9 protein-coding genes and 1 pseudogene are annotated in these 15652 nt (G+C 69.9%); 6 read left to right on the top strand and 4 right to left on the bottom strand.

Annotation, left to right across the window (positions count from 1 at the left end; all coding sequences use genetic code 11):
• Window positions 1–17: 17 nt before the first annotated feature.
• From FAB82_RS22365 to FAB82_RS27615, 3 genes are all read left to right on the top strand, one after another.
• On the top strand, window positions 18–3128 hold the full coding sequence (locus tag FAB82_RS22365; RefSeq protein ID WP_136536784.1) for an ATP-dependent helicase: 3111 nt from the start codon (window positions 18–20) through the stop codon (window positions 3126–3128).
• Window positions 3121–6162, top strand: a complete 3042-nt coding sequence (locus FAB82_RS22360) for an ATP-dependent helicase (RefSeq protein WP_136536783.1) — start codon at window positions 3121–3123, stop codon at window positions 6160–6162. Before FAB82_RS22365 ends, FAB82_RS22360 begins: the two co-directional genes overlap by 8 nt.
• 69 nt (window positions 6163–6231) lie before the next feature.
• The gene (locus FAB82_RS27615) at window positions 6232–6429 is read left to right on the top strand and encodes a hypothetical protein (RefSeq protein WP_136536782.1); all 198 of its coding nucleotides are present in this window, start codon (window positions 6232–6234) and stop codon (window positions 6427–6429) included.
• A 425-nt stretch (window positions 6430–6854) separates the two neighbouring features.
• On the opposite strand, the gene FAB82_RS22350 is transcribed toward FAB82_RS27615, so the two are convergent.
• Window positions 6855–7880, bottom strand: coding sequence for a hypothetical protein (locus FAB82_RS22350; protein ID WP_136536781.1), 1026 nt, complete (start codon window positions 7878–7880; stop codon window positions 6855–6857).
• A 165-nt stretch (window positions 7881–8045) separates the two neighbouring features.
• Window positions 8046–11189: an isoleucine--tRNA ligase gene (ileS, locus tag FAB82_RS22345; RefSeq protein WP_136536780.1), complete on the bottom strand. Its 3144-nt coding sequence runs from the start codon at window positions 11187–11189 to the stop codon at window positions 8046–8048.
• 469 nt (window positions 11190–11658) lie between these two features.
• On the opposite strand from ileS, the gene FAB82_RS22340 reads away from it, so the two are divergent.
• Window positions 11659–13785: an anthranilate synthase component I gene (locus FAB82_RS22340; protein ID WP_136536779.1), complete on the top strand. Its 2127-nt coding sequence runs from the start codon at window positions 11659–11661 to the stop codon at window positions 13783–13785.
• Window positions 13786–13913: 128 nt separating this feature from the next.
• Window positions 13914–14606: a YqeB family protein gene (locus FAB82_RS28145; RefSeq protein ID WP_246039760.1), complete on the top strand. Its 693-nt coding sequence runs from the start codon at window positions 13914–13916 to the stop codon at window positions 14604–14606.
• 13 nt (window positions 14607–14619) lie between these two features.
• On the opposite strand, the pseudogene FAB82_RS28680 reads toward FAB82_RS28145, so the two are convergent.
• A pseudogene (locus FAB82_RS28680) lies at window positions 14620–14730 on the bottom strand (PadR family transcriptional regulator); the annotation flags it as partial.
• Window positions 14731–14888: 158 nt separating this feature from the next.
• Here FAB82_RS28680 and FAB82_RS22330 point away from each other — a divergent pair.
• Window positions 14889–15467 (top strand): dihydrofolate reductase family protein, encoded by a 579-nt coding sequence (locus FAB82_RS22330; protein WP_136536777.1) that lies wholly within the window; start codon window positions 14889–14891, stop codon window positions 15465–15467.
• On the opposite strand, the gene FAB82_RS27245 is transcribed toward FAB82_RS22330, so the two are convergent.
• The gene (locus FAB82_RS27245; protein WP_168801721.1) at window positions 15454–15630 is read right to left on the bottom strand and encodes a hypothetical protein; all 177 of its coding nucleotides are present in this window, start codon (window positions 15628–15630) and stop codon (window positions 15454–15456) included. The genes FAB82_RS22330 and FAB82_RS27245 overlap by 14 nt on opposite strands.
• Window positions 15631–15652 lie beyond the last annotated feature (22 nt).

The raw sequence follows: 15652 nt of genomic DNA, 5'->3' as shown, positions 1-15652 counted from the left end.
TGCTTTCCTATGGTTTTATGAGCAGCGTGTCTTCCGGGGGTGCCGTCGAGCTTCGGTATGAGTTCACCGAACCGCCCGCCCTGCCCGCGTTCGAGCTCGATGCGGCGCAGCGGGCGGTGGTCGAGCACGCCTCCGGTCCGCTCCTGGTCCGCGGCGGCCCCGCCACCGGGAAGACCGAATCGCTCATCCGCGCCGCCGAAGCGAAGGTGGTCTCGGGCGTCAATCCCGCCTCGATCCTCGTGCTGGGCCTGCGGCGTCAGGACACCTCCTATCTGCGGGGTCGGATCAATGCCGCCTGCGCGGGTGTCTCGGCCGCCGAGGTCGGCGTGTTCACCTTCCCCGCCTTCGCCTTCGCGGTCCTGCGGGCCGCCGCCCTCGCCGCCGGCCAGGACGAGCCGCGACTGCTGACCGGCCCTGAGGCCGACGCGCTCATCCGGTCGATGCTCGACACCGAGGACTTCGCCTGGCCGGCGGAACTCTCGGAGGCGCTGCGCACCTATGCGTTCGCGCAGCAGCTGCGGGACCTGGTGCTGCGTTGCGGCGAGCGGGGCGTGACCCCCGGCGCGTTGGCCGCGCTCGGACGCCAGAACGAGCATCCCGAATGGGGCGCCGCCGCGCGGTTCTACGACCGCTACGTCACCACGCTCGCGGTCCAGTCGGTCGCCAGCGCCCTGTACGACTCGGCCGAGATCGTGCGGGCCGCGGCCGCCGAGCTGAAGCAGAGCCCGGAGCTGGTCCCGCGCCCGTCGTGGGTGTTCGTGGACGATCTGCAGGACGCCACGCCCGCGCACGTCGACCTGCTCGAGCTGCTGGCCGGGGGCGGGGCGAACCTGGTCGTCGCCGGGAGCCCGGACGCGGCCGTGTTCGGTTACCAGGGTGGCGATCCCGAGGCGGTGCGCGACTTCCCCGATCGGTTCCCGACGCTGGGGCGCGAGGACGCGCCGGTGGTGCAGTTGGCGAACACGCACTCGGTCGCTTCGGCGCCGCTGGCGGCGACCGTGGAGTTGTCGAAGCGGCTGCGGGGGCCTGACCGGGACCGGCGGCGCGGCACCGATGCCGAGGAGGAGGGCGCGGCCGCGGTCGTGTACCTGCCGTCGCCGACCCGCGAGGCCGTGCACATCGCCGATACGCTGCGCCGCGCGCACCTGCTCGAGGGCACCGCGTACGGCGATATGGCCGTGATCGTCAAGTCCGCCTCGCAGATCCCGCAGTTGCGGCGGGCCATGCAGCACGCGGGCGTGCCGACCGCGCAGGCCGCCGACGATGTGCCGCTGCCGGCGCACACGACCGTCCGGGATCTGCTGCGCATCATTCTCATCGGACGGCATCCGGAGCGGTTGGACGAGACGGCCGCCGCGCAGTTGCTGCATTCGGCGTTCGGCGGCGCCGACCCGTTCGCCGAGCGGCGGCTGCGTCAGGAGCTGCGGCGCTTGGCCGTCGCGGCCGACGACTTCTCCCCCGGCGCCGACCTGTTGGTCAAGGCCCTGGCCGACCCCGAGGTGGTGGCGGCGCTGCCCGAGGAGCCGTGGGCCGAGCCGGCGCGGCGTCTCTCGGCGCTGTTCGAGGCCGCCCGTGGCGGATCCGGGGTGGCGCCGGTGCTGTGGCGGGTGTGGGAGGAGTCGAACCAGAGCGAGCGGCTGCGGCGCAGGGCCCTGTCGGCCGACCGGCGCGCGCAGCGGGCCGACTCCGAGCTCGACGCCGTCATCGCCCTGTTCGACCTGGCAGCCGACTACGAGTACAAGCAGCCCGGCGCCGGCGTCGACGTGTTCTGCGAGCACGTGCTGCACCAGCAGCTGCCCGGCGACTTCCTTTCGGCCACGGCGAATCTCGGCGACGCGGTCACGCTCACCACCGCGCACGCCGCCCACGGGCGGCAATGGGACTTCTGTGTCGTCGCCGGCGCCCAGGAGGGCGCGTGGCCGAACCTGCGCCCGCGTGGCTCGGTCATGGGTGCCGAAGCGCTGGTCGACCTGCTCGACGGGCGTGCCGATGTCGATCAGGTGGCGCAGCTGCTCGACGAGGAGCGGCGGCTGTTCTATACCGCCTGCACCCGGGCGCGGCGCCGGCTTCTGGTCACCGCCGTCGACTCCGACGACGCGCAGCCCAGCCGGTTCTGTGCCGAACTCGGCCGCGAGGCGTCCGCTCCGGCGCGGGGGGCGCGGCCGCTGAGCCTGGCCGCGCTCGTCGCCCGGCTCCGCGAAACCGTAGCCACCGAGGCCCATCAGGGCCGCGAGGCCGCTGCCGCCCAATTGAAACGGCTCGCCGGCGCGAACGTGCCCGGGGCCGACCCGGCCACCTGGTGGGGTCTGGCAGAGCTCTCCGACGACCGGGCGCTCGCGCTCGCCGGGGAGACCCTCCGCATCTCACCGTCGCAAGTGGAGAAAACCCAGCAGTGCGCGCTGCGATGGGTCCTCGAATCCAACGGAGGCGACGACGGCGACCTCCTCCCCCGCTACATGGGCACGCTCCTGCACGCCGCCGCCGAGGCCGTCGTCGCCACCCCGGACGCCGACCCGCGAACCGTCATGGAGCAGGTCGTCGGCGAACACTTCGACCGGCTCCCGTTCGAGGCCCCCTGGCAGGCCGAACAGGAACGCCGCAGGGTCTCCGGCACCGTCGAACGATTCGCGGCCTGGCTGGGCGCCAACCAGAGGGAACTCCTCGGCGCCGAACGCAACTTCCGCGTCAAGCTCTCGCTCGGCCCCGAAGGCGTCGACGTGATCATGACCGGCCAGGTCGACCGGCTCGAACGCGACGACCAGGGCCGCCTCTACATCGTGGACCTCAAGACCGGCCGCACCGTGCCCACCAAGAAAGAGGCCGAGGAGAACTCGCAGATGGGCTCCTACCAGCTCGCCGTCACCGAAGGCGCCTTCGAGGAGGGCACCGACGCCGGCGGCGCCGAACTGGTCTACCCCAGCAAGGAGGCCAAACAGGCCTCCTCCCTCACCCAAGGCCCGCTCGGCGAGGCCGAGAACCCCGACTGGGCCCGCGACCTCGTCGCCGACACCGCCAACCAGATGAGCGGCTCCAGCTTCGAGGCCCGCCACACCAACAAGTGCGCCACCTGCTCGGTCAAGCACTGCTGCCCCATCGCGGACGAAGGACGGCAGGTCACCGATGAGTAAGCCCCCCAAGTACAGTGCCGTCGGCATCGCCAACCGGCTCGGCGAACCCACCCCCACCGACGAACAACGATCCGTCATCGAAGCCGGGCCCGCCCCCCTCCTCGTCATCGCCGGCGCCGGATCGGGCAAGACCACCACCATGGCCGACCGCGTCGTCTGGCTCATCGCCAACGGCGTCACCCGCCCCGAACACATACTCGGCCTCACCTTCACCCGCAAGGCCGCCGCCGAACTCGCCGCGCGCATCCGCGACAAGCTCCGCAAACTCGCCGAAGGCATCCCCGAACTCGCGCAGCTCCCCGGCGAACCCACCGTGTCCACCTACAACGCCTACGCCGCCAGCCTCGTCACCGAACACGGCATCCGCATCGGCGTCGAACCGAACGCGCGCGTCATCTCCGAGACCGGGCGCTGGCAACTCGCCCGGGATCTGGTGTGCGCCTGGGATGGCGAAATGAGCGAATTCGACATCGGCGTCGACGCCGTCACCGAACGCGTGCTGCGCCTCGCCGGAGAACTCGCCGAACACCTCCGCGGCGAGGACGAACTGCGCTCCTTCGACCGCGGCCTGGCCGACGAACTCGAGGCGCGCGCCGCCAAACGCACCAACCCCGAATTCCGGGCCCTGGTGTCGCTGGTGAAACGCCACGAACAGCTGCTGCCGCTCGTGAACGCCTGGGAGCTGCGCAAACGCGAACTCGGCGTCATGGACTTCGCCGACCAGCTCGCGCTCGCCGCCGAGGTCGTCGGGCACTCGCCCGAGATCGTGCGGACCGAACGCGACCGGTGGCGAGTCGTGCTCCTGGACGAATACCAGGACACCTCCCACTCGCAGGTGACGCTGCTGCGCGAACTGTTCGGCGGCGGACACCCCGTCACCGCCGTCGGCGACCCGAACCAGTCGATCTACTCCTGGCGCGGGGCCTCCGCGGGCACCTTGCAGCGCTTCGGATCCGACTTCCCCGGACCCGCAGACGCCGCCACGTCCACCGCCTACCTGACCCGGTCCTGGCGCAACCGCACCGCGATCCTCGACGTCGCCAACGCCGTCTCCGAACCGCTTCGCGCGGGAACCGTCCCACCCTTGACCGCGGGCGTGCCCGGGGTCGGTACGGCCGAGGCCGCCATGCACCTCACCCAGGACGACGAGGCCGAATGGATCGCCGCGCGCCTCGTCGAGACCTGGAACCCGTTCCTCGACACCGGCGCCGTCCTGGTGCGGAAGCGGCGCCAGATCCCGGCCCTCCACCGGGCCCTGACCGCCGCCGGGCTCCCGGTCCAGGTCGTCGGCTCGCTCGGCCTCCTCTACTACCCCGAAGTGGCCGAGACCGTCGCGATGCTGCGCGCCGCCGCCGACCCCACCAACGGCCCTTCGCTCATGCGCCTGCTGACCGGCACGCGGTGGCGCATCGGCGCCCGCGACATCGCGGCGCTGTGGGCGCGGGCGAGGGAACTCGCCCCCGACATCCGCGGCTTCGAACCGGACGCGGGCGCCGACGCCGAGGCCTCCCTGGCCGACGCGCTGGCCGATCCCGGTGGGCAGGAAGCGTATTCGGCCCTGGGGTATCTCAGGTTCGGGCAGCTCCACGCGGAGCTCTCCTGGATTCGTTCGAGGCTGGGCCAGAGCCTGCCCGACGTCATCGGCGACGCGATCACCCACAGCGGCCTCGACGTGGAGGTCATGCTCCACCGCGGCGATCTGTCCAATCTGGATGAGTTCACGGACATCGCGGCGGCGTATGAGAACGACACCTCCGGAGCGAACGTCGCGGGGTTCCTGTCGTATCTGGAGTCGGCCGCCGAGCGCGAGCGGGGCCTGGTGGTCGAGTCCGCGAGCACGACCGGCGGGATCGTACAACTCATGACCGTCCACGCCGCCAAGGGACTCGAGTGGGACGTGGTGGCCGTGCCGGGCCTGTGCGAGGGCATCCTGCCCGGTTCGGGGACGGGTTCGACGTGGGTGAGCGACGCCTCGCGGCTGCCGTACCCGCTGCGCGGGGACGCGGAGAACCTGCCGGTGCTCTACCTGGACGCGGCGCAGAGCCCGTCGGAGGTGGCGAAGGCGGTGCGGGCGTTCAAGGCCGACGACAAGGAGGCCCGCCTGGACGAGGAGCGGCGCCTCGCCTATGTGGCGCTGACCAGGGCGAAGCGGGCGCTGCTGGCCAGCGGCTACTGGTGGGACGCCGACAGCGGCAAGTCGCACAAGCCGGCGCCATATCTGGAGGAGGCGCGGGCTGCGGGCGCCCGGGTGGCGGCGTGGGCCGATTCGGGCCCGTCCAATCCCCTCGAGGACCAGGTGAGGACGGCCCAATGGCCGCGCCCGGCCCCGCTCGGTTCGCGCCAGGAGGCGTTCGCTGCGGCCGCGGACCTGGTGCTCGTCGCGGGAGACGAACTGAGCGACGCCCCGGCGGCGCGGCAGTGGGCCGAGGAGGCCGAGCTGCTGCTGACCGAGCGGGACGAACGCGAGTCGGGCATCGTGCGCCTGCCCAGGCCAGAGCGGCTCTCGACCTCGCAGCTGATGGCGATGCGCGCCGACGAGGAGGCCTTCGCGGCCGAGCGCCGCCGCCCGATGCCGCAGCCCCCGCACGAGGTCACCCAGCGCGGCACCGAATTCCACGCCTGGGTCGAGGAGTTCTTCGGCGGCGGCACCCTCTTCGACTCGGCCGACCTCCCCGGAGCCGCCGACGAGGCGGAGGCCGACGTCGACCTGGCGAGGCTCAAAGCGTCATTCAAGCAATCGCAATGGGCGCAGCGAAGCATTGTGGCCCAGGAGGTCCCGTTCGTCATCGACTTCGAGGGCACAGTGGTGCGCGGCCGCATCGACGCCATCTTCGCCGGCCCCGACGGCGGCTACGACATAGTCGACTGGAAGACCGGTCGCCCGCCACAGGGAGAGGCCGCGGAACACGCCGCCCTCCAACTGAAGGTCTATCGAAGGGCCTGGGCCAAACTCAAGCAGGTGCCCGAATCGGAGATCCAGACGGCCTTCTACTACGTGGGAGCCGACAAGACCTGGCGCCCCGACCTCGATTGACTGGTTGCAGGGGCATCAATCGCCGAATTCCGAGTTGCCCATCACGAGCATGTAATCGACCATGGACAGATGGTGAGAATGCTGATCGAGCTTCCGGATGGCCTGGCCCGTTGGCTTGCAAGAGATGCGGCGCGCATGGGCACTTCGCGACAGGACCTCGTACTCCAGAAGCTGCGCCGAGACTTCGAACGCTCCCAGGAGTTCGAAGTGGTGGTCGACCGGGCCTTGGAGAAGAACCGCGAGCTGCTTCGACGCCTCGCGGAGTGAATCCTGCGCCCGAACAATGCCAAGTTGGTCGGACCGTCCTGCAATAAACGGCTACGACCTGCACCTCCACGAAGTTATCCACAGGCGGCAAAATAGTTTTGGTGGGTCCTTGGTGCGCGTGATGTGATCGTGTTTTTGAAGTAGTGGCACCAATTCCGGCTAGTCGAGTTGGTGTCGGCCAGTGCAGGATCGGCGGTAAGAACATTGGGTTATCCCGGGAGCCGCCCCCGAAGATCGCACGCGGAGGCCTCCGCGTGCGGCTCCTGCGCCCGCACCTCCCGCGATCGCGGCGCCCCACCGGGCGCCAAAATGCATAAATCAAGAGCACCGCTCGGCGGTCCACGCGAGCGATGAATATGCTAGTAATGAAATCGCCAGGGCCCGAACACCTTCCCGACGTCCGAGCCCTGAGGTTGTTCTGATGCTTACGCAATCGTGATGGCCGCATTGACCGTTCTTTCTGTGGCTTCGCAGCGCTTGCATTGCGGGCGGGTCTGGCGGAGGCGGGCGATGGCGGCCACGCCGATGCCCAGGCCCCAGACGGTGTAGGCCGGGATCGAAACCCAGAAGAACGCCGGACTGTACGGGCTTCCCCCGGTGTCGACGTCCCAGCCGGTGAACAGCATCCCGATCAGATCCAGCTGTTGGAAACCGAAGTACGCGGTCATGCCGCCCGCGATGAAGAGCGCCGGGCCGAGCACGAGCCAGCGCGGGACCCTGCTCCCCGCCAGGCCGAGGACCCAGCGGGGCCAGATCAGGCCCCACCGGTGGACCAGCGCGAGCGGCAGCAGGGTTCCGGCGAGGATGAAGCCGATCTCGAAGAGGACCGCCGAGACTCCGGCGTTGTACGGGATGGCATCGAATCCGGCGAAGCCGTATTGGGCGGCGAGCCGGATGAAACAGCCTGCGACGGCGGCGTAGGCGGCGGCGACGGCCCAGCCGGGCACCCGTTCGGGGCGTGGGCCGGGCGTCTTGCGGCCGCAGCGGCCGCAGGCGCCCCGCATGCGGTGCAGATAGGTGAGTGAGGCGAGTGTCAGCAGTGCTGCCCCGGTCACCATGCCTCCGCGGCTGAGGGCCGACTCGCCGTTGATCGCGATGCCGAGGCCGCCGAGGATTCCACCGATCACGTCGAGGAAGAACATGGGGCTCGCGGCCAGCATGGCCGCGGCGACGGCCCAGGCGGCGATCAGCGCCGTCTTGGATTCGCGGGTGAGGCGGAGTCCGAGGGCGGCGGCGGCAACCGCGGCGCACAGTCCGACGGCGCCCCATCCGTGGAAGACCAGGAGGTCTTGGGGCAGGGGCGCGAATTCGGGGGCGTTGCCGAGTGCCCAGTAGGTCTGGAGCGCACCGTAGAGGACGGCCCAGAGCAGGATCGCCGTCGGTGCCCAGGTCAGGACCGGGTACGTGTGGGCCGCGGGGGTCGTCGGCCGGGGTGCCGTGGTGGTGATCATGGCGTCGAGTCTGGTCCGGTCGGTGGCCGATGTCCTTGCCCGCGCGGGGGATTCGGTTCCCCCGCGCGGGGGAACCGACGGCGAGGTCGGCCCGGATCCCGGGACGGGAGCGAACGAGTAGGGGCCCGGCGACCGCGCAGGTCGCCGGGCCCTTTCTCGTTCGCGCTAGGCCTTGGTGACGGCGGCCTTGACAGTGCCCTCGCCGGCGTCGCCGGTGGTGGCGTCGCCTGGGAGGTCGCCGAAGGTCAGTTCCAGGGCAAGGGTCTCGCCTTGGACGAACTCGCGGTGGGCCTCGATGGCGGCGCGGACGTCGTCGCCCGCGTCCACGACCGCGGTGACGCGGTCGCTGACGTCGAAGTCGGCGTCCTTGCGGGCCTGCTGGATGACGCGGACGACGTCGCGGGCGAGGCCCTCGGCGGCCAGTTCGGGGGTGACCTCGGTGTCGAGGACCAGGACCCCGCCCTGGTTCGGCAGGGACTCGGTGTGTTCGGCGTCGACGGCGACCATGGTCAGTTCGAACTCGCCGTCCTCCAGGGTCACGCCTCCGGCGGTGACCGTGCCGTCATCGACGGTCCAGTCCCCGGCCTTGACGGCCTTGATGACCCGCTGCACGTCGCCGCCGAGGCGGGGTCCGAGCACGCGCGGGACGAGTTTGAGGTCGGATTTGGAGTAGGCCGCGACATCCGAGTCGAACTCGACGGCCTTGACGTTGAGTTCGTCCTTGAGCAGGTCCGCGAACGGGGAGAGCCGTTCGGCGTGGGCGGTGGCGACGGTGACCTTGGCCAGCGGCAGGCGCACCCGGAGTTTGCGGGCCTTGCGCATGAACAGGCCGACCGAGGCGATGTCGCGCACGGTGTCCATCGCTTCGACCAGGCCCGGGTCGGCGGGCAGGTCGCCGGCGTCGGGCCAGTCGGCGAGGTGGACCGAGCGGCCGCCGGTCAGGCCCCGCCAGATGTCCTCGGTGATCAGCGGCAGCAGCGGCGCGGCGACCTCGCATGCGGTCCCCAGTGCGGTTGCGAGCGTGGCGAATCCGGCCTCGTCACCCTCCCAGAACCGGTCGCGCGAGCGACGCACGTACCAGTTGGTCAGGCTCTCCAGGTAGGTGCGGAACGCCGCGGTCGCGGTGACCAGGTCGTACTCGTCCATCGCCTTCGTGGAGACCTCGACCAGTTCGCGGGTCTTGGCGAGCAGGTACTTGTCGAGCCGGTGCTCGGAGGCGAGCGCCGTGGCGCGGGACTGCTCCGGCGTCGCCTCGTATCCGGCGGCCCCGGCGTAGAGCGTGTAGAAGTACCACACGTTCCACAAGGGGAGCACGATCTGGCGCACCGCGTCGCGGAAGCCGGTCTCGGTGACGGGCATGTCGCCGCCGCGCAGAACCGGGGAGGAGACGAGGAACCAGCGGACCGCGTCGGACCCGTAGGACTCGAAGGACTCCCGCACATCCGGATAGTTCTTGAGCGACTTGGACATCTTCTGCCCGTCGTCGCCCAGGAGCGTGCCGTGGACGACGGCGGTGCGGAACGCGGGCCGGTCGAACAGGGCGGTGGCCAGGACGTGCAGCAGGTAGAACCAGCCGCGGGTCTGGGCCGTGTACTCCACGATGAAGTCGCCTGGGTAGTGGTGCTCGAACCAGTCGGCGTTCTCGAACGGGTAGTGGACCTGCGCGAACGGCATGGACCCGGATTCGAACCAGCAGTCGAGGACCTCGGGGACGCGGCGCATGACCGAATTCCCGGTCGGGTCGTCCGGGTTCGGCCGGGTGAGGTTGTCGATCCCCGGCCGGTGCAGGTCGGTCACCTCGACTCCGAAGTCGCGCTGGAGTTCTTCGAGCGACCCGTAGACGTCGACGCGCGGGTATTCGGGGTCGTCACTGGTCCACACCGGGATCGGCGAGCCCCAGAAGCGGTTGCGGCTGATGTTCCAGTCGCGGGCGTTGGCGAGCCACTTGCCGAACTGGCCGTCCTTGATGTGCGACGGGGTCCAGTCGATCTGCTGGTTGAGCTCGACCATGCGGTCGCGGAAGCGGGTCACGGCCACGAACCAGGCCGAGAGGGCGCGCTGGATCAACGGCGATCCGCAGCGCCAGCAGTGCGGGTAGTTGTGGTTGTAGGTGTCGTGGCGCAGCAGCGCCTGCGTCTCCTTGAGGTCCGCGATGATGAGCTTGTTGGCCTCGAAGACGTGAACACCGGCGTAAGGCGGGACCTCGTCGGTGAACTTGCCCGAGTCGTCCACGGGCACGACCGTTTCGATCCCGGCGGCATCGGTGACGAGCTTGTCCTCCTCACCGAAGGCCGGCGCGATGTGCACGATGCCGGTGCCGTCCTCGGTGGTGACGTAGTCGGCGGCGAGGACCTGGTGGGCGTTGGTGCGCCCGGCGAAGAAGTCGAACGGCGGGTTGTAGGTGAGGCCGACCAGGTCGGCGCCCTTGTAGCGGCCGACGACATCGGCCTCGTCGCCCAGTTCGCGCGCGTACGCGCCCAGGCGGGCCTCGGCCAGCAGGTAGCGGCTGCCCTCGGACTTGACCACGACGTAGTCGACGTCGGGGTGGACGGCCGCGGCCAGGTTCGACGGCAGCGTCCAGGGCGTGGTGGTCCACACCAGGAGCTTGGCGCCGGCCAGGGGGCCGTCGCCGGTGACGTCGAGGCCGACGGTGACGGCGGGGTCCTGCCGGTCCTGGTAGGTGTCGTCCATCTTGGTCTCGGTGGCGGCCAGCGGAGTCTCGCAGCGCCAGCAGTACCACAGGACGCGGTAGCCCTCGTAGATCAGACCCTTGTCGTAGAGGGTCTTGAAGGCCCACATGACGCTCTCCATGTAGGACAGGTCGAGGGTCTTGTAGTCGTTCTCGAAGTCGACCCAGCGGGCCTGGCGGGTCACGTAGTCGACCCACTCGTCGGTGAACTGGAGGACCGAGGCCTTGGCTGCGGCGTTGAACCGGTCCACGCCGTACGCCTCGATCTCGGCCTTCGACCTCAGGCCGAGCTCCTTCTCGGTGGTGACCTCGGCGGGCATGCCGTGGGTGTCCCAGCCGAAGCGCCGTTCGACGTGCTTGCCGCGCATGGTCTGGTAGCGCGGGACGATGTCCTTGACGTAACCGGTGAGGAGGTGCCCGTAGTGGGGCAGGCCGTTGGCGAAGGGCGGGCCGTCGTAGAAGACGAACTCGTTCGCGCCCCTCTCGCCGGCGTCGCGCGCCTCGATGGAGGCGGCGAACGTGTCGTCCTTGGTCCAGAAGTCGAGCACGCGGCGCTCGACCTCGGGCAGGTTCGGGCTCGCAGGTACGCCCCGGGCTGGGTCGTCGAGTGGATAAGCCATTGGCTCGGTGTCTCCTCATCACACACCTTGCGGAACTTCGGTGTGCGAGGACGAGCGCTGCCTGGTCAGGCAGTGGCCCGCGGTACCACCTCGCTTAGCGCACGGATGCGCCCGCTTGATTCGGCGGCTCTGACGGGCCGCGCCCGTCCGGTTCTACTGAGGCCCTGCCGCGCGAGGCCGCGGGGCCCGTTCTTCCGGAAGCTCACCGGTGATGGCCGGGTCGACGCTGTTGGGGCCTAGTGTAGCCCCCGCCCTCGCGCCGGGACTATCGAGTTTGCACCCGCCGGGCCGCCGTGTAAGGTGTGTCTCGTGAATTCGAGTACGCGCAACTGGTGGTGGCGTCGCTGAGGCGGCGTCTCTGCTCCTGCGTACTGCAAAGCAAAGCGACCGCCGATGGCGGTCGCTTCCTCGTATCCGGGGTAGGCCGTCTCGGCCCGAATCTGATTCCGATCGAGAATTGCGAGGAAGCATGACCGCCTATTCCACCCCTTCGGGGGTTCACGTGCAGCGGGAGACGACCGAACTCGACCACGCCGACCTGACCGACGTCATTGCGCGCGTCGAGACCAGACGTGGCGGGGTGCTCTCCAGCGGCATGGAGTACCCGGGACGATATTCGCGCTTCCACCTGGCCTATTCGGACCCGCCCGTGGAAGTCGTGGCGCGCGGCCGCGAAGTCACCGTGCGGGCCTTGAACGCCCGCGGTTACCTGCTCGTCGACGCCTTCGCCGACGCGCTCACCGCGGCCGAAGCCGGACGGATCGAACGCGCGGACGCCCAGGTCAAGGTCGTCGTGCCCGAGCCGGTCGGCCGCGTGCCCGAGGAGGAGCGGTCCAAGCAGCCCACCGCGTTCTCGGCGCTGCGCGTCCTGCTCGAGGCGCTCGCCTGCGACGACGCCTACCTGGGGTTCTGGGGAGCGTTCGGCTACGACCTGGCCTACCAGTTCGAACCGATCCCCTACGCCAAGGACCGCCCCGAAGACCAGCGCGACCTGGTGCTGCACCTGGCCGACGAGGTGTACGTCGTCGACCGCAAGCGCGAGACCGCCCGCGTCTACCGCTACGACTTCACCCTCGGGGACCGCACCACGAAGGGCCTGGCCCGCGAGACCGAGACCGTGGCCTACTCGCCCGCGGCCACCGTCCCGGACGGGCCGGTGCCCGGCGTCTACGCCGACACCGTGCGCCGCGCCAAGCAGGAGTTCAAGGCCGGCAACCTGTTCGAGGTCGTCCCCGGCCACGAGATGTACGCCGCCTGCGACTCCCCGACCGCGTTCTACGAGCGGCTGCGGGTGGCCAACCCGGCGCCGTACGAGTTCATCTTCAACCTCGGTGACAGCGAATACCTCGTCGGCGCCTCCCCGGAAATGTTCGTCCGCGTCCACGGTGACCGCGTCGAGACCTGCCCGATCGCCGGCACGATCGCCCGCGGCGACGACCCCGTCCACGACGCCACCCAGATCGCCGAGCTCATCGGCTCCCTGAAAGAGGAGTCGGAGCTGACCATGTGCACCGACGTCGACCGCAACGACAAGGCCCGCGTGTGCGTGCCCGGCTCGGTGAAGGTCCTGGGGCGCAGGCAGATCGAGATGTATTCGCGGCTCATCCACACCGTCGACCACGTCGAGGGGCGCCTGCGCGAGGACATGGACGCGCTCGACGCGTTCCTCACCCACATGTGGTCGGTGACCGTCACCGGCGCGCCCAAGACCTGGGCGATGCGGTTCATCGAAGAGCAGGAGACCACGCCGCGGCGCTGGTACGGCGGCGCCGTCGGCTACATCGGTCTCGACGGCTCCATGAACACCGGCCTGACCCTGCGCACCGCGCAGATCCGCGACGGCGTCGCATGCGTGCGCGCCGGGGCGACGCTGCTGTACGACTCCGTGCCGGAAGCCGAGGAGGCCGAGACGCACCTCAAGGCGCGGGCGCTGCTGGAGACGGCCTCGGGCGGCATCGGCGCCGCCGAGCCGAAGTCCGAGCCGATCGAGGTCGCCGGCGGCCCGGCCGGGAACGGCCGCAAGGTCCTCCTGGTCGACCACGAGGACTCCTTCGTCAACACCCTCGGCGACTACTTCCGGCAGCACGGCTGCGAGGTGACCACGCTGCGGTTCGGCTTCGACACCGCCGCGACCCTCGACGAACTGGCGCCTGACCTGGTCGTCCTCTCCCCCGGCCCCGGACGCCCGGGCGACTTCGGCACCGCCGCTCTGCTGGACGAGATCGCCCGGCGCGGCCTGCCCGCTTTCGGCGTCTGCCTCGGCCTCCAGGCCATGATCGAACACGCCGGCGGCGAACTGTCGCTGCTGGACGAGCCGAGCCACGGCAAGCCCGGCAGCGTCAAGGTCACCGGTGGCAAGCTCTTCGACGGCCTCCCCGACGAGGTCGTCGCCGCCCGATACCACTCCCTGTACGCCACGGCCGACCAGGTCAAGGGCGACTTCGCGCCGACCGCCGCGATCGACGAGGTCGTCATGTCGATCGAAGCGCCCGAGAAGAAATGGTTCGCCGTCCAGTTCCACCCCGAATCGATCCTCACCGCGGCCGGCGCGCACGGCCACCGGATCATCGGCAATGTGCTGCGACTGACCGCCTGAACCCGATCGCGAGACGGCCGGGGCCTATGGCGGCCCCGGCCGTTCCGCGTACGGCAGGACGGCGCACATTAGAGTGGTTCGCGCCCACCAGATTCCGCCGCCGGGCCGACCCGGCCCGAAAGGACGCCATGCTCATCGAGGAACCCGACCAGACCACCGTTACCGACCCCAAGTGGGTCGCGAAGCTACTGCTGGTCGGGGTGCCGGTGGTCGGCGCCCTGGTCGGTTGGGGCCTGGTCTTCGCGGTGGCCTGGATCGTGGGCCTGCCGTGGTTCCCGTTCCAGGGGCCTATGGAGCTGTTCAACCGCCTCCCCGACGCGGTGCGGCCGCTCGTCGGCATCGGTTTGGGCGCCGCGGTCGGACTGGCGCTGGCCTTCTTCGCGCTCAATGAACTGATCACGGTCATTGTGGACTCGAAGCGGATCGAGACCAAGCGCGGCGAGGACGTCCAGACCGCCGAGGCGGTGGCGGTCGAGTCGGTCTTCGTGGCGAACAAGCGCATGGTGGCGCTCGGGCATCAGGGTGAGGAGCTCATCCGCGTCGAGTTCGACCTGGAGCGGGACGAACTGGCGAAGGCGCTGCGACGCCACGGATACACCTGGCTCGAAGGCGGCGACCCGTTCGAGTCGGAGTACCGGCTGTGGGTACCCGACGCCGAGGGCCTGCCAGCCGGGGCGAATCCGGTGTTCAAAGCCCGGCAGATCGCCATCGAGAACTCGAAGAACGACGACGCGGCCGAGCTGCGCGAAGAACTCGCCAAGCTCGGCGTCGTGGTGCGCGACAAGGACAAGAAGCAGTACTGGCGCACGACCGCCGACTAGCCCGGACGGCGCGGCCGGCGTCGGTGATCCGGTAGACCTTGCGGCCACGCGGGCACTCGGAGTCGATCTCGATCCATCCGGCATCGGCGAGTTCGGACAGCTCACCGTAGATCTGCGGGTGCATGGCGGGCCAGATGAGGCCCAGCCGCGCGGATGCGGGAGCGCGCGATCGCCCGCGCGATGGGGATCAGTGGCATCAAGGCGCCGGAGCTCGCGGCGTCCTGAGCTGCCGGAGGGGCGACTCCCGGTGTTTTTGTCGGTGGGTCGTGATTGGCTTGGGGGATGGCGAAAACCATTTACAACACCGCAACGAGCATCGACGGATTCATCGCCGACTCCGACAACTCGCTTCAGTGGCTGTTCGACGTCGAGGGCGGCCATCCGGACGATCCGTCATCCGAGGAGGGGCCGCTGAACGAGTTCGACGACTTCATGGCCGGAGTCGGGGCGGTCTGCATGGGCTCGACCACCTACGAGTGGATACTCGGCGCCGAGCAGCTGCTCGAGAACCCGGACAAGTGGGCGTACCCGCAGCCGACCTGGGTGTTCACCAGCCGAGACCTGCCGGCGGTGCCGGGCGCGGACATCCGTTTCGCGTCGGGGGACGTCGCCGAGGTCCATGAGGCGATGGCCGAAGCGGCCGGGGAAAAGAACCGTTGGATCGTCGGCGGCGGGGACCTGGTGGGCCAGTTCTTCGACGCCGGCCTCCTTGACGAGGTGGTCGCGACTCTGGCGCCGGTCTTCCTCGGCGAGGGCGCTCCGCTGCTGCCGCGGCGGATCCCGTCCAACCGGCTGGAACTGCTGGAGGCCAAGCGATCCGGCGCCTTCGCATCGCTGCATTACCGGGTTAAACCGGCCTAGCTTCGGCTTCGGCTTCGGCTTCGGCTTCGGCTTCGGCTGCGGCTTCGGCTTCGGCTTCGGCTTCGGCTCCGGCTTCGGCTTCGGCTTCGGCTTCGGCTCCGGCTTCGGCTTCGGCTTCGGCTTCGGCTTCGGCTTCGAGCAGAGTTTGAACCGGGCCGATCACAACGAAGGGGAGCGGTTCAGCC

The sequence above is a fragment of the Glycomyces buryatensis genome (assembly GCF_004912275.1).
GTDB classification, from domain to species: domain Bacteria; phylum Actinomycetota; class Actinomycetes; order Mycobacteriales; family Micromonosporaceae; genus Glycomyces; species Glycomyces buryatensis.
Note: the sequence above shows the minus strand (reverse complement) of the source record. Positions and strands in the feature narration are given on the sequence as shown.

Excerpts from the sequence above, each read along its gene's own strand:
- FAB82_RS22365 (WP_136536784.1), top strand. The coding sequence starts at position 18 with ATGAGCAGCGTGTCTTCCGGGGGTGCCGTCGAGCTTCGGTATGAGTTC.
- FAB82_RS22360 (WP_136536783.1), top strand. The coding sequence starts at position 3,121 with ATGAGTAAGCCCCCCAAGTACAGTGCCGTCGGCATCGCCAACCGGCTC.
- FAB82_RS27615 (WP_136536782.1), top strand. The coding sequence starts at position 6,232 with ATGGTGAGAATGCTGATCGAGCTTCCGGATGGCCTGGCCCGTTGGCTT.
- FAB82_RS22350 (WP_136536781.1), bottom strand. The coding sequence starts at position 7,880 with ATGATCACCACCACGGCACCCCGGCCGACGACCCCCGCGGCCCACACG.
- ileS (WP_136536780.1), bottom strand. The coding sequence starts at position 11,189 with ATGGCTTATCCACTCGACGACCCAGCCCGGGGCGTACCTGCGAGCCCG.
- FAB82_RS22340 (WP_136536779.1), top strand. The coding sequence starts at position 11,659 with ATGACCGCCTATTCCACCCCTTCGGGGGTTCACGTGCAGCGGGAGACG.
- FAB82_RS28145 (WP_246039760.1), top strand. The coding sequence starts at position 13,914 with ATGCTCATCGAGGAACCCGACCAGACCACCGTTACCGACCCCAAGTGG.
- FAB82_RS22330 (WP_136536777.1), top strand. The coding sequence starts at position 14,889 with ATGGCGAAAACCATTTACAACACCGCAACGAGCATCGACGGATTCATC.